Source organism: Wolbachia endosymbiont (group A) of Longitarsus flavicornis (genome assembly GCF_963931955.1).
Lineage (GTDB): Bacteria > Pseudomonadota > Alphaproteobacteria > Rickettsiales > Anaplasmataceae > Wolbachia.
Genome location: NZ_OZ008337.1, coordinates 1,277,153 through 1,295,498, shown reverse-complemented (window position 1 = coordinate 1,295,498; position 18,346 = coordinate 1,277,153). Strand labels below are relative to the sequence as shown.

20 protein-coding genes are annotated in these 18,346 nt (G+C 34.9%); 18 read left to right on the top strand and 2 right to left on the bottom strand.

The genetic code is table 11. The features are described from left to right. Positions 1-10: 10 nt before the first annotated feature. Genes AABM58_RS06220 through AABM58_RS06210 form a run of 3 tightly spaced genes read left to right on the top strand, consistent with a single transcriptional unit; the run spans position 11 to position 2,934 of the window. Positions 11-817 carry an AAA family ATPase gene (locus AABM58_RS06220; protein WP_019236435.1) on the top strand — a complete coding sequence of 269 codons (807 nt, stop codon included), beginning with the start codon at positions 11-13 and terminating at the stop codon, positions 815-817. Between the two features lie 32 nt (positions 818-849). Beyond that, positions 850-1,365 (top strand): hypothetical protein, encoded by a 516-nt coding sequence (locus tag AABM58_RS06215; RefSeq protein WP_026097204.1) that lies wholly within the window; start codon positions 850-852, stop codon positions 1,363-1,365. 36 nt (positions 1,366-1,401) lie between these two features. Then, positions 1,402-2,934, top strand: coding sequence for an AAA family ATPase (locus AABM58_RS06210; RefSeq protein WP_019236437.1), 1,533 nt, complete (start codon positions 1,402-1,404; stop codon positions 2,932-2,934). A 117-nt stretch (positions 2,935-3,051) separates the two neighbouring features. On the opposite strand, the gene AABM58_RS06205 is transcribed toward AABM58_RS06210, so the two are convergent. Next, positions 3,052-4,161, bottom strand: coding sequence for a hypothetical protein (locus AABM58_RS06205; protein WP_253303078.1), 1,110 nt, complete (start codon positions 4,159-4,161; stop codon positions 3,052-3,054). Further along, on the bottom strand, positions 4,106-5,308 hold the full coding sequence (locus AABM58_RS06200) for a hypothetical protein (RefSeq protein WP_230440372.1): 1,203 nt from the start codon (positions 5,306-5,308) through the stop codon (positions 4,106-4,108). The genes AABM58_RS06205 and AABM58_RS06200 overlap by 56 nt, the downstream gene beginning before the upstream one ends. A 219-nt stretch (positions 5,309-5,527) precedes the next feature. Here AABM58_RS06200 and AABM58_RS06195 point away from each other — a divergent pair, with 219 nt between their 5' ends. The 15 genes from AABM58_RS06195 (at position 5,528) to AABM58_RS06125 (ending at position 18,340) form a co-directional block, all read left to right on the top strand. Beyond that, a complete protein-coding gene (locus AABM58_RS06195; RefSeq protein WP_338406664.1) occupies positions 5,528-6,211 on the top strand; it encodes a hypothetical protein in 684 nt (227 codons plus the stop codon). 6 nt (positions 6,212-6,217) lie between these two features. Beyond that, entirely contained in the window at positions 6,218-8,152 is a 1,935-nt protein-coding gene (locus tag AABM58_RS06190; protein ID WP_338406663.1) for a DUF4815 domain-containing protein, read from the top strand. A gap of 20 nt (positions 8,153-8,172) precedes the next feature. Beyond that, complete coding sequence (locus tag AABM58_RS06185; RefSeq protein WP_253303075.1) at positions 8,173-9,369, top strand: hypothetical protein; 1,197 nt, start codon at positions 8,173-8,175, stop codon at positions 9,367-9,369. 4 nt (positions 9,370-9,373) lie between these two features. Beyond that, the gene (locus AABM58_RS06180) at positions 9,374-9,568 is read left to right on the top strand and encodes a hypothetical protein (RefSeq protein WP_065094988.1); all 195 of its coding nucleotides are present in this window, start codon (positions 9,374-9,376) and stop codon (positions 9,566-9,568) included. Further along, positions 9,565-10,986, top strand: coding sequence for a hypothetical protein (locus AABM58_RS06175; RefSeq protein WP_253303074.1), 1,422 nt, complete (start codon positions 9,565-9,567; stop codon positions 10,984-10,986). Before AABM58_RS06180 ends, AABM58_RS06175 begins: the two co-directional genes overlap by 4 nt. A 10-nt stretch (positions 10,987-10,996) precedes the next feature. Next, on the top strand, positions 10,997-11,557 hold the full coding sequence (locus AABM58_RS06170; protein ID WP_338406662.1) for a hypothetical protein: 561 nt from the start codon (positions 10,997-10,999) through the stop codon (positions 11,555-11,557). After that, on the top strand, positions 11,550-12,728 hold the full coding sequence (locus AABM58_RS06165) for a phage tail sheath subtilisin-like domain-containing protein (protein ID WP_338406661.1): 1,179 nt from the start codon (positions 11,550-11,552) through the stop codon (positions 12,726-12,728). Before AABM58_RS06170 ends, AABM58_RS06165 begins: the two co-directional genes overlap by 8 nt. 13 nt (positions 12,729-12,741) lie before the next feature. Beyond that, positions 12,742-13,248, top strand: coding sequence for a phage major tail tube protein (locus tag AABM58_RS06160; protein WP_264723598.1), 507 nt, complete (start codon positions 12,742-12,744; stop codon positions 13,246-13,248). Positions 13,249-13,336: 88 nt separating this feature from the next. After that, the gene (locus AABM58_RS06155; protein WP_019236447.1) at positions 13,337-13,591 is read left to right on the top strand and encodes a phage tail assembly protein; all 255 of its coding nucleotides are present in this window, start codon (positions 13,337-13,339) and stop codon (positions 13,589-13,591) included. 115 nt (positions 13,592-13,706) lie between these two features. Next, entirely contained in the window at positions 13,707-15,971 is a 2,265-nt protein-coding gene (locus tag AABM58_RS06150; protein WP_338406660.1) for a phage tail tape measure protein, read from the top strand. Further along, on the top strand, positions 15,971-16,327 hold the full coding sequence (locus AABM58_RS06145) for a phage tail protein (protein WP_253303071.1): 357 nt from the start codon (positions 15,971-15,973) through the stop codon (positions 16,325-16,327). Before AABM58_RS06150 ends, AABM58_RS06145 begins: the two co-directional genes overlap by 1 nt. Beyond that, entirely contained in the window at positions 16,324-16,533 is a 210-nt protein-coding gene (locus AABM58_RS06140; protein ID WP_253303070.1) for a tail protein X, read from the top strand. Before AABM58_RS06145 ends, AABM58_RS06140 begins: the two co-directional genes overlap by 4 nt. After that, positions 16,534-17,469, top strand: coding sequence for a phage late control D family protein (locus AABM58_RS06135; RefSeq protein WP_338406659.1), 936 nt, complete (start codon positions 16,534-16,536; stop codon positions 17,467-17,469). Positions 17,470-17,521: 52 nt separating this feature from the next. Further along, entirely contained in the window at positions 17,522-18,034 is a 513-nt protein-coding gene (locus AABM58_RS06130; RefSeq protein WP_019236452.1) for an ankyrin repeat domain-containing protein, read from the top strand. 84 nt (positions 18,035-18,118) lie between these two features. Then, a complete protein-coding gene (locus tag AABM58_RS06125; RefSeq protein ID WP_019236453.1) occupies positions 18,119-18,340 on the top strand; it encodes a hypothetical protein in 222 nt (73 codons plus the stop codon). Positions 18,341-18,346: the final 6 nt, after the last annotated feature.

Below are 18,346 nucleotides of genomic sequence, written 5' to 3'. Positions count from 1 at the left end.
AAGGAGTAATATGGAACAAAGCTTTTTCAATATCGGTCAAAAAATTCCCTTTTTCAGTGTGAAAGAATACTTGAATGATCAAACGCCAATACCAGAGGATATAATCTCACCAAGAATTCTAACTAAAAGAGGTTTGTTAGTATTTGGTGGCCCTCCTAAGATTGGCAAAAGCGACTTTTTGATCTCTTGGCTTGTTTACATGGCTGCTGGTAGATCATTTCTCGGTATGACACCAAATAGACCTTTGAAAATTTTCTACATGCAAACTGAAATTGAATATGAATATATGAAAGAACGTTTGCAACAACTTCAACTTGATGAGGAACTTTTGGATATAGCTGCTAACAACTTAATCATTACGCCAAAGGTGCACTTATCATTTAATCATGATGAAATGAGTGAAATTAAGGAAATTGTGAATGAACGCTTTAAACCTGATGTTTTGGCCATAGATCCATTACGTAACATCTTTAGCAGCGAGTATGGAAATGAAAATGATAATAGTGCTATGCTGTTTTTTCTGCAAAAGACTCTTGAAAAGCTGCGCAGTGCTGTCAATCCAGATGCTTGTATTGTACTCACTCATCATACAAAAAAATTATCGAAAAAGATGCTGGAAGAAGATCCATTTCAGGGTTTAAGCGGTGCTGGTTCTTTGAGGGGATTTTATAGTACTGGCATGGTGATGTTTTCTCATGATGAAGAAAGTACTGTACGTCAGATAGTATTTGAACTGCGTAATGGTGAACGTGTGGCAAGCAAGCTTGTCGATAAGATAAATGGTCGTTGGGAGCTTGTAGACCAATGGAGCAGCTGATTCTTTTTTTTACTTAATTTATGGGGAACAATATGCTAACAGATTTTTTAACTGATTTTAATACTGCGAAACCAAGGAGTAGCTTAATACCAGCGGGTACCATAGCAAAAGTATTGGTTAAAATTTGTCCTGGAGGCTATGAACCAAATGGCTTACTGACGAAAAGTAAAAATACTGGCAGCATTTACTTAAATCTCGAATTTACTGTGGTAGAAGGACCATACTCAAAACGTAAGATCTATCAAATCTTTGGTATTCAAGGGAGTAAACTCAACGAAAATGGAGAAGATGTCTGGGGAGAAATGGGTCGTTCGATGATTAGGAGTATTTTGGAGTCAGCTCGCAATATCTATCCTCATGATGATCGAGAAGAAGCAAATCTTGCCCGTAAAATTAAATCCATTTCAGAACTAAATGGCCTGGAATGTTTAGTTAAGATTGGCACAGAAACTAGTGGATATGGTGAAAAAAATAAGATTATCTCAGTGATTACTCCAGAATATGGTAGTTACGCGAGTTTTATGAAGGCAACAGTTAATTGGAATTAAAAAATTTAAAAGTAAAAAAATAAATATGGGGGATATATGGATTTTTGGAGTATTACAGAAAACTTTTTGTGGAAAGATTCTGAAGATGTTTTAGGAATTAGATCACTGCTACTTCATAATATTAAAGCATGCATTTCTCATCTTTTTCCTAATGGAAGATTCTATAAAAAGAAGTTTTGTATTGCTGATCTACAAAAGGACCAAATCGTAGTCGACATGAAGGCAGGAAATTGGTCTAGCCTAGTTACCGGTAAAAGTGGAGATATCATCAGTCTTTGGGCATTTGTTACTGGTAAAACTAAACTTTTTGACGTTATTGGCTTAATATCAAAATGGCTCAATGCTGAAAGATTCATTTACCGTGATGAAAACGGCAAAGACATTATTTATGTCTATCTTTATAATGATAACAGTTGTTATGCTTGGAATACTAAAACGCGCAGTAGTAATTCAAAGCCACTTTTCAACATTCCTGAAATCATAAAATCAGACAGAGTAGTTATAGTAAAAGGCGAAAAATGTGCTGAAAAATTAACAAATCATGGTATCACAGCAACAACAGTAATGTTTGACTCAATTGATCAGACAGACTTTTCACCTCTTAATGGAAAGCAGATCATCATTTGGCCAGACAATAATGAAGTAGGTAAGCAGTATGCTGAAAAAATAGCTAATAAGCTGAGTAACCTAAAGTGCTCTATTCTCAACATTCCAGAAGGTAAAAAGAGTGGATGGAGTGCTCTTGATGCTATTGCAGAAGAAATAGATATAAACCGGCTGTTAATATCAGCCAATCCAGTAGTTAAAGAAAACATCTCAGCTTTTTCTGTAAAGCAGTATTTAAACGATAAGTCACCAATACCAAAAGATATAATTTCCCCAAGAATCTTAATACCAGGTGGATTATTAGTATTTGGTGGTACTCCTAAAGTGGGAAAAACTGATTTTTTGATTTCTTGGCTCGCTAATATGTCAGCAGGTGTTCCATTTTTTGATATGGTACCAGTAAAACCTCTAAAAATCTTTTATCTACAAACTGATGTTGGCTATCACTATATGCGTGAGAGACTACAACAACTTAAGATTGACAGCAAACTTTTGAACTTAGTTGTCAATAACTTTGCTATTACATCTGATACTAATTTACTACTTGACGAGAGTAAAGTTTATAATACCGTGAAACAATTTTTCAACCCAGCAGAGGTAGATGTTATCGTTATTGACTCTTTACGCAATGTCTTTAACTATAGAAATGAAAATGACAACAATGTTATGTATTCCTTTTTGCAGGAAAAAGTCGAAAAGTTACGTTCTACAATTAATCCAAGTGCAGGAGTTATCTTAACTCACAATGTTAATAAAAAGCTTCCTAAGGAAAATCCTTTTCAAAGTTTAAGTGGTGCAAGCAGTTTAAGAAATGTTTATACTTCTGGTATGCTCATGTTAAAACCAATCGAAGAGGAAAATATTCGCCAGTTAATGTTTGAGTCAAAAAATGGTCAGTCCTTGCCAACAAAGTTTATCAGTAAGGTTAATGGCAGTTGGTATTCACAAGTTTGCGGTATTTAGTATGCAAAAGAATAGGGTTTAAAGAAGAAGGTTTTTCGGAATTTGGTGTAATGAATGAACCAGATACATTTGTGTGTTTAACTGAGAATAAGGAAATACAAGAGGTGAAGCAGAAATTTACCTTTTTAACATAAGAGTAAAGGGATTAAGACGATAACCGTGTTCTTTACAAGTTAATTCTGGCCAACCAATGGTTTGAATAACATCATCACGTTTAATGCTTAATCCCAATTGATTGGCTAGTTTTTCTTTTATCGTTCTTTGCATTTTATTCAGAGGATATCTTATTTGTTGTTCTAAATCTGTAATTTCTGAATGAAAAGTTAAACGGTCTGCTATTTTTTCAATGCTAAGGGGCATATGTTTCTCTAACGGTACATCATTTTCAAAATCATTAAGGAATTGTTTGAATAAAACACTAAAAATACTAATACACAATGTAGCTCGTTTATTTACTACTTCAATATCATTAATGTAAACTACACCATGTGAAAACTTTAGTTGTAGAACCTTTTTTGGTGATTTAGGTTTGACTTCCTTTAGTGAAATAATGGGAAATATTTGCGTGGAGACATTAGCAATTAATTCTGGTATAGCTGCTCCACAAAGTATTTCATTTAAAGTTTTATGCTCACAAAAAAGATCAGACATTTTTACAATAGGTAAAACTAATGGCAAGTTTGGTACATATTCTCTTACGGTAATTAGAATAGTGGGCTGAATTCTCAGTTTATCTACGGTTAAATGTACTGCATCAGTGCAAAGGTCAAGAATAATTACGCTTACTATACTACTTTGGCTGCTTATGTGATAAACTCCTTCTGCTGCTCTTCGCCAGATTAATCTTGAGCCGCTTAATAAATCCTCGAACCAACTTGCAATTTTTTCTAAGTTAAGATTGGTTGATAGTAGGTGAAATCGTTGTTTTTGATGTGTATTTGGTAAAATGTAGCGACAACAATCTTCACAAATCATGTCATCACACTCTTCATCAAAATCTCGACTAATAGGAATTTCATTATTACAATCTGGGTAGAATACATTAGGCCAATCTAGATGGTCTTCTATGCGGGAACAAATAATAAAATCAACTTCTTTTAGCTTAATAAAGCTGAGGTCAGACAACCACAATGCAGTTTCTAAATAAGCTTTACTAGGATCAATCCAAGAGTCATGAGATCTCAGAATATCTGCAACAGCTTGCTTTTGGGAGGATTGTAAGTCCATAGGTTTCTTTCATTAATGATTTAAAATCTTCACGCTCTTTTTTATTAAGTATGTGCTCTGAGTAATAAATAATAGTATAATGTTCATTTCTTTTAAAGAACAGAGTTACTTTCTTTTCTAGAAATACAATACGAATAGATTCAACAAGTGAATTATCTTGCTCAATTGTTAGTTTTAGCATTTGTAATTCCCTAGCAATTGAGTTAACTGGATTAGTAACTACAACTAAGTACGTGTCTTTTTTCAGCTGAGTTGAACGAAATTTTACCTCAAATAGACAAATATTAGGATCAGTACCTTCTATGGAAGATTTTAAGAATGTTGCAACAAGAAGTGTACAATTCTGGTCTTTCATGTCGATAAATAAGCATTCACATTCAAAATAATTACTTACGATGCTATTTGCTATTTTTAGGCTTTCATTAAAATCCTTAGCACACAGGTTTACTTGATTACCATGAAGTGAAAAATCCAGAATAATCCAACTTGGTCTATATCCATGGATAATACGATTTGAATTGAAGAGTAGGTCCTTATCGCTAGCTCGACGTATAAACACATATATACGATTTTGGTGATAGAAAAAACCTTGTAGTTGAGTTTCAAAGCCATCATCTTTTTCAGCATCGTATTCTTTTAGTAATCGGTAAGTAACTTCTTTTGATATAAAGTTTTTAAATGGAGTTTTCATCTGCCTTGGAGAGTTCTGTAAAGTAAAAGATGAAAATCCTCTCTTTTGTACTTTATCAAAATGGTAAACACATTTGATTAATTCTGGGTCACTATGGAATAAAGCAAAAACTAAGGATTTTTTATCATGTTTGTTATTTTTACATAAAAAGTTTGCGATCAACTCTTCAGCCAAAACAGACCTTGCTACTTCAACAACAGCAGACTCAAGTTTAGAATGGTTGAAGTGGCTAAGTAGATAATAGTTGAACAAAGAGTCTGAGCAACCTATAAGCATTTTGCGTTGTTCTTGAACTGAAATATCATCATGCTTCTGAAATTCAAACAATTGGCCATTTTGCTTATGTGCAAAGGAATACTGAAAAATAACATTTAGTTGTCTACCTGAAAGAGAATAAAGCCAATTTTTACGTATTTCTTCATCTTGAAAGCTAGTCAGCCAATGATCTACTGGCATTTCCAAACTACTCTCCCAGAATTCTCTACTAGGATAAAGATTAACCATATATTATGTGTAATATAATACGCTACATTTAACATAATTCAAAAACTAGTCAACGGTAAAAATTATAACAAAGATTTAAGAAAACAAATCGATAAAAATATTTTTCTTTCACTTAAACATACAACAATGAAAAATGTATATATTAAGTAATAGGTCTGCGTAAAAAGGGAAATGTCAATACTCACAGAGTCAGGAAGAGCAGCAATAGCAGCAAGCATAAAAGAGCAACCAATACATCTTGCTTGGGGCAGTGGTGATGCCAATTGGGAAAGTAGTCATCAAGTCGAAAAAGTTTTTGTTGAGGATGAAATAGCCCTAGATCACCATCCCATTAAAGACGTAAAAGTTTTTATCGGACAAACAACTTATCAGCCAAGTGTTGACTATACAGTTGATAGTAGTACTGGTCTAATAAAACGTACGGAAAATAGCTCTATTCCAGTAAGTGATAAAGTTACTGTACAGTATACTGAAAGCACACCACCTGAACCTATAAATTCTATAAAGCTCTTGAATGAACTTGGCAGACGTACTGCGGATGAAGTGCTCTTTTGTACTGGTGATGAAAACGGTGAACTTGTGACTCCTTCTGGAAGGTTTAGGCCTTCTGATGTACCAACCAATAATCTTTTTCTCAAATTCACTTTCGATTTCACGGATGCAGCAAATCGAGTGATCAGAGAGCTAGGGGTTATGGTTGGTACTAAAGTAAAAAAAGAATTACCTGAAGGACAGAGATATTTTGAACCTCAAGATATAGAAGACCATGGGATTTTATTGGTTTTGGAACATACCGTACCACTTATCAGAACATCTGCAACTCGGGAAACTTTTTCATTTGTTGTAACTTTTTGAAACAAAATGACTTTAAACGCCTATTATAACCGCTTTAATCCTGATAAAGAATACGAAAAAAGCTTGTTTCTTGCAGGAAGAGGTCTACAGTCTGCAGAATTAAACGAGACTCAGGAGTATGCTCTCTCTAAGCTTAAAGGCATAGGCGATGCAATATTTCGTGATGGTGATGTTATAACAGGAAGCAATTGTATTATAGATAGAGAAACTGGTAAAGTTACGCTTGAATCAGGAAAAATCTATCTTCGTGGAGCAGTTAGAAAAGTCGAAAAAGAAGAATTTACTATTCCACTGAGTACTATAGTTCGCATAGGTGTTTATTATGTAGAATCTACCATTACAGAACTTGAGGATGAAAACCTTCGTGATCCTGCAATTGGTACAAGAAATTATCAGGAAGTAGGAGCAGCAAGGCTTAAAGTTTCCACCATTTGGGGATACCAAGTAGAAAGTGTTACTGTTAACTCTACAAATGGCGAATTTTACCCAATTTACAATATTGAAAATGGAGTATTAATAGAACATTCACCTCCACCACAAGCAAATATAGTAACTACCGCTCTTGCTCGTTATGACAAAGAGGCAAATGGTTCCTACGTCGTAAATGGTCTTGAAGTAATGTTCCTGCAAAAGGAAGAGGGAGAAGGAGGAAAAAAAATATTTGTGATTAATGAGGGCAAAGCTCATGTTGATGGCTATGAGATTGAACTTCCTCACAGTATTCGTGTTTCTTTTGATGAAGATCCGGATATAAAATCAGTTGAATCAGAGCCACATACTTTTCAGCCAAATAGCCAAAGAGTAATGGAACTGAAGGTTAATGATTTTCCAATAAGTGAAATCAAAAAAGTAGATATAACTGTTCAAAAAACTATTACCATTACTCACGGTTCATATTCAGGAGCCATTGATCCGATACCTGACTCTGCAGTACTTGAAATTATTCAAATTAAACAAGGCAATGTTATTTATGAAAATAGTATAGATTACAAATTAAACGCAGGAAACGTCGATTGGTCATTACCTGGTAAAGAGCCAGCTCCTGGAAGTAGTTATCAAATAACTTACCGCTGTCGTACTCATGTAAGCCCTGAAGATATAAGTGAAGAGGGATGTAAAGTAAGAGGTGCCGTTGATAACAGCTTGGTTCTGGTTGATTACACCTGGAAAATGCCCCGCTATGATTTAATTACTATCGATAGCAAAGGAGTAGTAAGGAGAATAAAAGGTATAGCTCACCCTTGGCGACCATCAATGCCTAAAGCACCTAGCGGACAACTTTTGCTCTGCTACATTCATCAGACGTGGAAAAACGGAGAAAAAGAAGGGGTAAAAATAGTGAATAATGCTATTCATGCTGTACCGATGAATGAGCTTGAAGCAATGAAAAAAGGAATAAATGATCTTTATGCGCTGGTTGCAGAGGAACGTCTACGCAATGATGCAAATTCAAGAGAACCTACCACCAAAAAAGGAGTATTTGTTGATTCATTCTTTGATGATGATATGCGTGATCAAGGAATTTCGCAGTCTGCAGCAATAGTAAATAGAGAGCTAGTTCTGCCAATAGATGTAGAAGTTGCAGATATTGAAAAAGGTGGGGAAAGATATCTTTTGCCTTATAAACTTGAACCGGTACTGGAGCAGCTTTTACAGACCAAAGGAGAAAAGATCAATCCATATCAAGCTTTTGATCCAGTCCCGGCGCAAATTACTCTAAATAAAAACATTGACCACTGGACAGAGGTTACCACGAATTGGAAAAGTCCAGTAACAAGAGTATTTAATGTTAAAGAAACGACAGAGCTGCTGTCAAGTACTTCATACGAAACTGAATTTATGAGAGAAGCAACTCAAAATTTTGAGATTGAAGGTTTTGCAACTGGTGAAAAGCTTAAGAAATTAAAGTTTGATGGAATTTTTATTCAACCTCAAGCATAGAAAATATTTGAAAGAAAAACATGATCGCAACATTTATTGCTGATAACAGAGGAAAAATAAAAGGAAGATTTACTGTACCAAGAAACATTCCTGCTGGGACTAAGTTAGTGCAGTTCTTCGGTGATAAAGGCAGTTATGGAGAAGCAACTTATACTGGTAAAAAAACTATTACCATAGAGGAAAGAAGAAGAGTTATCGCAGCAAGAAGAGTTGATCCTTTAGCGCAAACATTTACGCTAAATGAGAGCAGACACATAGGAGGCGTGGAGCTATGGTTTATAAATAAAGGCAAAAAACGTGTTGTTGTGCAGATTAGAGAAACAGCAGTGGGAATGCCATCGCAGACTGTTATTGCTGAAAGCTATATTGAGCCGAAAGATATAAAAGTAGATGGCACAGCAACACGTATAGAATGGTCGCCAGTGTTTTGCCATGCAGGAGAGGAGCATGCAATAGTACTGCTTACTGATGATCCTGGTACTGCAGTAAAGATAGCAGAACTTGGCAAATATGATGCAGTAAATAGCCGTTGGGTAACAAGTCAGCCATATCAAGTAGGAGTATTACTGTCGTCTAGCAATGCAAGTACGTGGACTCCACATCAAAATTTAGATTTAACGTTTCGATTACTAGCTGCAAAATTTAGCGAAAGTTCTCACGTTATTGATCTGGGCAAAGTTACTGCAAATAACGTATCAGATTTAATTGTTTTGACGAACGTCGAAAAAGTAGCATTTGATACCAATGTAGAATTTATCTTAACAGATGAAGAGGGAAGAGAAAACTTTTTGTCTGATAATTTGCCACTTGCACTGCGTGAAAGATTATCTGGAGAGCTAACGGTAAAAGCAAGCCTAAAAGGAGGGCGAGAAAAAAGTCCAGTTCTTTATCCTGGGTTACAGCTAGTTATGGGTAATATAGGGGAAAAAGGAGATTATGTTACAAGAAGCATTACAGCAGGAGCTAACACTAAGATTACCATAACATATGATGCGCTAATACCTGGCACTGCAGACGTAAAAGCATATGTGCAGAAAAGCGTCAAAGAATGGCAGCTAGTAAATTTAACCTCGGGAAAACCAATAGGGGAAAATTGGGTAGAGAGAACTCATGTGCTAACAAACTTTAATGGTAATGAGACAAGGATAAAATTAGTTTTAAGTGGAACAGTTGTCTATCGTCCTAAAGTCAAAAATTTGCGAGTGATTATTACTTAAATCAATGCCAAATGACCAAAGCAAACGAGGATATACACTACCACATCCAGAAAATATTGCTGTGCAGGATGTTGTTCGTATCCGTACCACAATTGAGAAAATAGATGAAGATATTACCGAAAGAGAAGATGAGCATAATCAACTTAAGAGTAATTTTGAGCGGTTTAATTTTGAGACTTTTTTAAATTTTTGGAAATGAAAGAAGCAATATACCAAAGGATAAAGGATTTAGCAGCAAACAGCACACCTGATCAACTGGCATATCTTGCAAAATCGCTGGAATTGATAGCAGATAAAAAAGCTATTGCTGACATTGTGCAGATGACTGAGGTAAAAGAGATAATTGATTCACTACAAAAGAGGCTTAAGGATTTAGCAGCAAACAGTACACCAGATCAATTAGCATATCTTGCTAAAGCATTGGAATCAATAGTCGACAAAAGTGCAGTTTCTGAAATTGTACAGATGACTGATGGTAAGCTAAAAGAACTTCTTGATAGTGCAAAAAAACACTTAGCTGATCTGGATAATAAAAAAGCTAGTTCTTTAGCAGTGATCTCTGAATCAGAGAAGCAGTTATTAAAGAGAATTGATGAAAAAGGAACAACAAATTTATCGCTACTTGATACGAGAAAGAATGCCAATATTGCAGCAATAAATAGTGTTGGCAATGATCATAAAGATGGTCTTAAAGGTTTAGTGAATAACTTCCGTACTGTTAATGATGTGCCAAGTGGCTCATCAATTATTAGGGAAATAGAAACTCGAATTGAAAACATCCTTAATGAGGTAAAAACTCGGGATGAACAGTTAAAAGCGTCTCTTATAAATGAAATAAGAAAGCGCAACATGGTTGAACCAGGGTCATTACCTTTCTTATTTGGTGTACTTGGCAGAAAAAATAATTATTTTGGCCACGGAACTTTTACGACAGAGCTTGGAAAGTGGAGTAGTGATATAACAAAAACTGACTATATGTTACAACTACTAGCAGGTAGCCATACGTACAATACAGATTACGTTAGTTTTTATCGGCCAAGACAACTAAGTTTTATAGAGGGAAGTAAAGGAACATTTATTTACGGAGAGTTATGCACAAAAAGCTTTTCGGGTAGTTATGATGAGATATACTATTACCCATATGCTGCACTTGGAGTAGTATTTGTAAAAAATACAACCAATGTGAACATAAATAAAGCAATAGAATTTGTTGGATCATCGTATTCGAGTACGGAGTATGGGGGAGCAGGGTTATTTGTGGGAACACCAGATAATACCAATTCTAATAAATCAAGTATTTCAAGAATAATATGGAAAAATGTTTACCAATACACGAGTTCTGATAGCAAGTTAGCTGGATCTGGTAATGTGGAGATTCCAGCAGGAAAAACAGTTGCAATATTACTTTACACATCATCTTACCTGTATTCCAGGACACAAGTTAGTCAAGGTATGCTTGCATCAAATTATGTACATAACTATGGTCAATTTATTCAGTGGGGGATTTATAACATACGTAGCAATGTTCTAACTACAGGACTTGAAGTAGATGTGGAGAGAACGCTAAAAGCTTGGCAATGTCCAGGATTAGAACGAACTAATCAAATATGGCAATGAGGAGGAATTTATGACTATTTATATACGTTTTGAAAACCACAAGCAGATTGAAACAACAACACTTGAAAACAAGCCAACTGGAAATGATTGGCATGAAGCACCAGAAGATTTTGATTGGCAAAAAAGCTATTGTCTAACAGAAGGGGAGAAAATTGTTGAAAGGAATAAGGAAGATATTGAGCTGGAATTATTGGAAAATGCAAAACTTTCTGCACTTTCTAGTCTCCGTACTTATTATAATAACTATACTCACCAATACGCAGGATATTCTCATCAGAAGCTTAAGTCGTACGAAATACAAGCAAAAGCCGCAGAAAACATTCTAGCAGCACCAGAATCTATGAATAAAAAGGATAAAGAAATTATAGAACCTTTAGCAAAAGTCCGTGGTATTACGGTTATTGAAATGGCAAGAATAATTGAAGAAAAAGCAAAAAAAGCAGTAAAAGAAATAATTAAATGTGAAGAGTTGGAAGACATTACCAAGAAGAAAATTGCAGAAGCCAAAAGTAAAAATGAGCTAGAGAACTTACTAAACGATTTTAAACAAAAGATACAAAGAAATGGCTGAAGAATTTTTACACGGAGTAAATGTTATAGAGGTAACCTCAGGGGCAAAAACAGTACGTACAGCTAAATCATCAGTGATAGGTGTAATTGGTACCGCACCTGAAGCAGATGGGCAAAAATTTCCACTGAATAAACCAGTGTTAATTGCAGGAAGCTTGAAGGAAGCAGCAAAGCTTGGAAAGAGTGGCAGTTTACCTTCTGCAATAAACGGAATATTTTCCCAAATTGGTGCAACAATAGTAGTAATTAGAGTTGAAGAAAGTGAAAACAGCGATCCAAAATTAAAAGAAGAAGAGACGCTGAAAAATATAATTGGCGGTGTTGATAAAGAGACTGGAGAGTATCAAGGGATAGAGGCATTCCTCAGCAGTGAAAGTATAATTCATGTTGCTCCAAGAATATTAATTGCACCTCAATTTACTCATCAATTGCCTGAATCTGAAAATCCTAAAAACCCAGTAGTAGCAGCTTTGATAGGAGTAGCAGAAAAGCTGAGAAGCATAATAGTAGCAGATGGTCCAAATACCAATGATGAAGAAGCAATAAAGTGGAGAAAAAGTGTAGGCAGCTCAAGAGTTTACGTGGTTGACCCATGGGTTAAGGTATTTGAAGGGGAAGAAAGGCCAGCAAGTCCATTTGTCGCTGGTTTAATAGCTAAGATAGACAGCGAGCAAGGCTTCTGGCACTCACCTTCAAATAAAGAAATAAACGGTATTGTTGGAACAAGCAGGCCTATTGATTTTACGCTCGGTAATACAAATTGCAGAGCAAACCACTTAAATGAAAATGAAGTAACAACGATAATTCATCAAAACGGCTATAGGCTTTGGGGAAATAGAACATGTTCAAATGACTCAAAATGGGCTTTTCTGTCAGTGAGAAGGACTGCAGATTTAATCAACGATAGTTTACTTCGAGCTCATCTATGGGCAGTTGATCGCAATATCACCAAAACTTATATAGATGATGTGATTGAGGGGGTGAATTCTTATTTGGCCAATTTAAAAGCGCAAGGAGCTATTATCAGTGGAAAATGTTATGCAACCCCAGAACTCAATACACCAACAAACATTGCAAGTGGAAAAGTATACTTTGACTTTGAGTTTACACCACCATATCCAGCAGAACAGATTACTTTCAGGTCACATCTTGTGAGTGGTACAATATTATAAAAAAGAGGAAAAAATGTTACCGAAGATTTTAAAGAATTTTAACGTATTCGTAGATGGTCGGGGTTACGCAGGAAAAATAGATGAAATTACCCTACCAAAACTTACCATAAAAACAGAGGAGTACCGTGCTGGTGGTATGGATATTCCAATAAATATTGATATGGGCATGGAGAAACTTGAAGCAGACTTTACTTTCGCTGAGTATGATTCAGAACTATTTAGACTTTTTGGCTTGATAGATGGAAACTCAGTATCTTTAACGCTCCGTGGAGGAATGCAAGGTAGTGGTAGCAATGAGGTTGAAGGAGTAATTATCAACCTTAGAGGCATATTCAAAGAATTTGATTTTGGTAGCTGGAAACCTGCTGAAAAAGCAACGCTGAAGTGTACTGTAGCTGCTCATTACTATAAACTTACCATAGGTGGCAATGAGCTGATAGAGATCGATGCTGAAAATATGATAAGAAAGATAAATGGCGTTGATCAAATGGCCTTGCTGCAAACGGTTTTAGGAATATGAAAACTTATTTGAAATTTTATTTTTTAAGGAGAAGCATATTAAAATAACTTTAAAAGTGTAAAAATATTTTATTTTTTAGGAGAATTTTATGAAAACTATAACACTAAACAACCCAATTACAGTTGATGGAATTTCTGTCTCAGAGTTATCGATGCGCGAACCTAAAGTAAGAGATTTACTTGCTATAGAACGTATAGAAGGAGAAGCCTTGAAAGAAGTAGCTTTAATTGCTAATCTAACATCCGTGCCAAAAGAAGCAGTTGAGGATTTATGTATTAAAGATTATGTAGAAATACAAAAGGTGCTAAAAGATTTTTTGTCACCGCTGGAACAGAGAACTTAAAGTATAATGTATTACTACTCAGTTCTATTTCAGGAAGTGGAATTGAGCAGATTACTAATATGGATGTAAATGAATTTTTATCATGGGTAGAAATAAGTAAAGGAGTAGCAAAAAAATGTCAATGCTTTCAATAAAAATAGGTGCGACGTTAGATGGAAGTTTTAATAATGCAATGACAGGTAGTGCAGCAAAGCTTTCTAAGCTGGGTGATAGTATAAGGCAGCTTGATTCGTCAATGAAATCTGTTTCCAAATTTAAGCAACTAAATTATGATGCCCTTGAAGCAATGAAGAATTGGAAGGAAGCGGAGAAAAAAGCAAAAGAATCAGCTGCAGCAATTGCTAAAGAGAAGAAGGAAAAAAAAGAGCCAAGCAAAGCACTGAGAAATGAATTCGAAAAATTGAAAGCATCAGCATCAAAAGCAAAAGAGGCTTATATCAAAAAGAGAGATGCACTTCACACATTAAATGAAGAAATCAGGAAAAGTGGAAAGGATGTCAAATCTTTAGTGAGAGATCAAACTAAACTTGGTTCATCTATTGAAGTACTAAAAGGAAAATACAGTAAATTAGGATCTGTAATACAAAAACAGCGAAATGCTTTGGCAAAAAAAGCGCATTATAGATCACAAGTAATGGAAACTATAGGACTAGGTCTTTCACTTGCAGCACCAATTAAAGTTGCGATTGACTTTGAAAGTGCTATGGCTGATGTTAAAAAGGTAGTAAATTTCAAGGATGGAACAAATGAAGCCGAAGAATTTGCTCAAAAATTGAAGAAATTATCCCGTGAAATACCATTATCAGCTTCAGAGTTAGCACAAATAGCTGCAAGTGGTGGACAGCTTGGTATCAACAAAGGTAAGCTACTTGAATTTACCACAACAGTAGCTAAAATGGCCACAGCATTTGACATGTCTGCTGAACAAGCTGGTGATTCTATTGCCAAACTCGCTAACATTTATGGAATCGCAGTAGAGAAGATGGAAGAAGTTGGTGATGTTATAAATTACCTATCAGATAATACTGCAGCTAAGGCGAACGATATGATTGAAGCACTCGCTAGAGTGGGTGGTAATGCAAAACAATTTGGTTTAGATATTAATCAGACAAGTAGTTTAGTAAATGCCTTCGTTAGTTTAGGTAAACAACCTGAAAAAGCAGCAACTGCTGTCAATGCTCTGCTTTCTAAACTTCAAACTGCTGAAGGGCAAGGAAAAGAGTTCAAAGCAGCATTGGAATCGATAGGTATCACTGCAGAGGAAATGTCACAAAAGGTTGCTGAAAACGGGCAAAACGCTCTACTTCATTTTTTTGAAATTTTAGAAAAAGTAGATAGACAGGAACGTTCACAAATCCTTCTCAATCTCTTTGGTCAAGAATATCAAGATGATATTGCATTGATAGTTGGGAGTTTGGAAGAATATAAAAAAGCAATAGATTTTGTGGCTGATAAAGAAAAGTATAATAAATCTATGCAAAAGGAATTTAATAACCGTGCAAGTACTACAGCAAATAATTTGCAGCTACTTAAAAATACAATAGCAGAGCTAGGAATGAACTTAGGGTCAGTTATGCTACCTCCTTTAAATTGGATAAGTAAGATTTTGAGGTCAATATCTACAGGTATAGCTTGGTTCGCAGAGAAATGTCCAATTTTAACTACAGGAGTTATGAGCATAATTTCAGCTCTTATTATTGGCAAGATTGCAGTGGTAGGTTTTGGTTATGCATTTGCATTGGCTGGAGGTGGAATACTAACTTTTAAGGCTATTTTGCAGGGAACACTTTTGCCAGTATTAACTTCGTTATCAGCGCGAGTAATTCCAGCAGTAATCATGGGACTGAAAGCTTTAACGCTAACCAATCCTATAGGAGCTGCTATTGCTGGACTATCAGTTGGTGCAGCGCTTGTAATTGCTAATTGGCAAAAGGTAAAGGACTTTTTTTCAAGTCTCTGGAAATCAATTACAAAATCTATAGAAAATTGGATTGGTATAGGAAAATTTTTTAATGATAGTCCAATAAAAGCATTAGAGAAACCAGTAGAAGCAAAAATAGGCAGTGCAACTAGTGAAAATAATGTTTTTAGTAAAGGAAATCCTTTATTGAATAATAATGCTTTTAGTAGAATTTCGAATAGTAGAACGAATATTGAAAGTGTGATTACAGAAAAAAGTTCTGTAGCAGATAATTCAGAGAAAGTTTTAAAAGACTGTGAAAAGTGTGAACAAAAAATTTTCAATCAAACTTTTACATTTAATATAAGTATAAAAGCAGAACCTAACCAAGATGTACGTAGTCTTGCTGATGCAGTAATAAAAAGAATAAGGGAAAAATCTCGTGATGTTTTATTTGATTCAATAGAACCAATTTACTAATGCTATCACTTGGTCAACATAAGCTTTCTCCAACAAGTGTAAGGTATAGTAAAGAAAATCGTTGGAGTACAATTGAGTCTATTGGTAAAATACCTTCATTACAAAATATTGGCCAAGGTACAGAAAATATAGACTTAGAAGGAATAATTTATTTCCATAATCTCAATGATTTAAATCAATTAAAAAGTATGAAAGAAACTGAGAAAAATCATGAACCAAGTATCTTAGTAGACAAATTAGGAAATGTTTTGGGAAGATTTGTTATTGTGCGGTTAGAAGAAAAGCAAACGTCGTATTTTCCCTGTGGATTACCAAAAAAGGTTGAATTTAGCTTAAGTTTAAGGAGTTATGTATGACAGTACATTATATAACCCGAGAAAATGAAATGTTAGATTACATATGTTTTAAGCACTATGGATATAGCTCTGGAGCAGTAGAAATAGTATTAGAAGAAAACCCTGGTCTTGCAGAGTATGGAAGTTTTTTGCCTACAGGATTAAAGATCAAGTTACCTACAATACAAAAGCAATTAAAAAAATCGAAGTTAAAAGTGTGGGAATAAATGAAACCTGAATTTAGCATTGAAGGAATAAAAGATCATGTAATATCGGTGCATCTTACTGATGAATCTGGTACTATAGATGATGTTGCAGAGGTATTCGTTGATTATGGCAATGAAAATGTAGAAGTTCCAAATGAATTGAACATAGCACTAGGTTATAAGGAAACGGGAATCTTTCCAATGGGTATATATACAGTCAACGAAGTTACGATACAAGGCCCACCTAAGACTCTACTAATCAAAGCTCATGCAACAAATTTAAGAATATCTTTGAAGGCAAAAGTATCAAAAGAATGGCGCCAAATTACCATAGAAAACTTAGTAAAAGAAATAGCCCAAAAACATGGATATGGATACAAAGTCGCTGAGGAATTTAAGAATGTATTAATACCCCATATTAATCAGGTAGATGAAAGTGATATAAGTCTGTTAACAAAGATCGCAACAGAGCGTGAAGCAATGGCAAAATTAGCTGGTGGGTACATATTATTTATTTCAAAAAACATGGCAAAATCAGCCACAGGAAAAGCTTTAGGAACAACGACTATTAGACCTCAAGACACAATTAATTGGAAAGTGCATTTTACTGTACGTGATAAGTATAATTCAGTAGTAGCAAAATGGCATAGCTATGAAAAGGGTGAGACTATTAAAGAAACAGTTGGTAGTGGCGAGCCAAGTTATATTATGCTAGAAATCTATCCAAATGCAGAGTCAGCGCTGAGTGCAGCAAATGCCAAGTTGAAACAATTGAAGCGTAACAATGAAACTTTAGATATAACTATGCCTGGTAATCCAGAGTTATTTGCAGAAGCTAAACTTAATCTTATAGGTTTTAATCAAGCGGTAGATGGTAAATGGATAGTTAATAGAGCGAAGCATACTTTAAATAGCTCAGGTTACCTTACTATGTTGTCAGCATCTTTGAGTAAGTAATGTTAATAAAAAATGAGTAAATGATCTATTTAATATTAAAAAGATGTTGAATATGGATAAATTGGGTCAAGATACAAAAAACAAGCTGCATTTTTGGTGGCTTATAACAGTAATAGTATGTATTATTGCTACCTATTCCTACATGAAGGCAAAAGCTGAAGGTAATTATAAAACGATACTACGCATTGCTTCTCAAAATTGTAACTTAGATGTAGTAAAGTTTTCAGTAGAAAATTTATTAAGTGTTAACACACGAGTTCCTAAATTAACAGCATTACATCATGCATCTGATTCAGGATGCTTGAAAGTTACTAAATTTTTAGTATACCAAGGAGCTGACATTAGTGCATTAGGTGAAAATGAAAGATGGACAGCATTACATTTTGCTGCATTAGAAGGGCACTTAGAAGTAGTGAGTTTTTTACTGGAAAGAGGTGCAAATCCTAATGTTAGAGATAGAAGTGGAAAAAACCCTCGAGATGTAGCTGTAATAGAATCAAGGCAAAACAAAGACAAGCCCTACGATCAAATAATAAAGCTACTTGCAGAAGCAGAGAACCGATAACATAAAGAAATCACTAAAGCTGTAAGTTTTTTATGATCTCTATATAAACTCCCAAAACCATCCATAATAGATTAATACTTTCACATGAAAAAGCAAAAAATCCCAATAGCGGTAATAATAACAATAGTTCTACAGACTGTAGGATTCATATGGTGGTTGGCAAAACTTGACTTACGTGTACACATCCATGATAAATTTATAGAAAAAAACCAAGAACTAATCGAAATAGTCTATCGACTTGAAGAGAGAGTGAAAAACCTCACTGAAGAAGTCAACGAACTTGAAGCTATTCACAAACACAAATAAATTTTA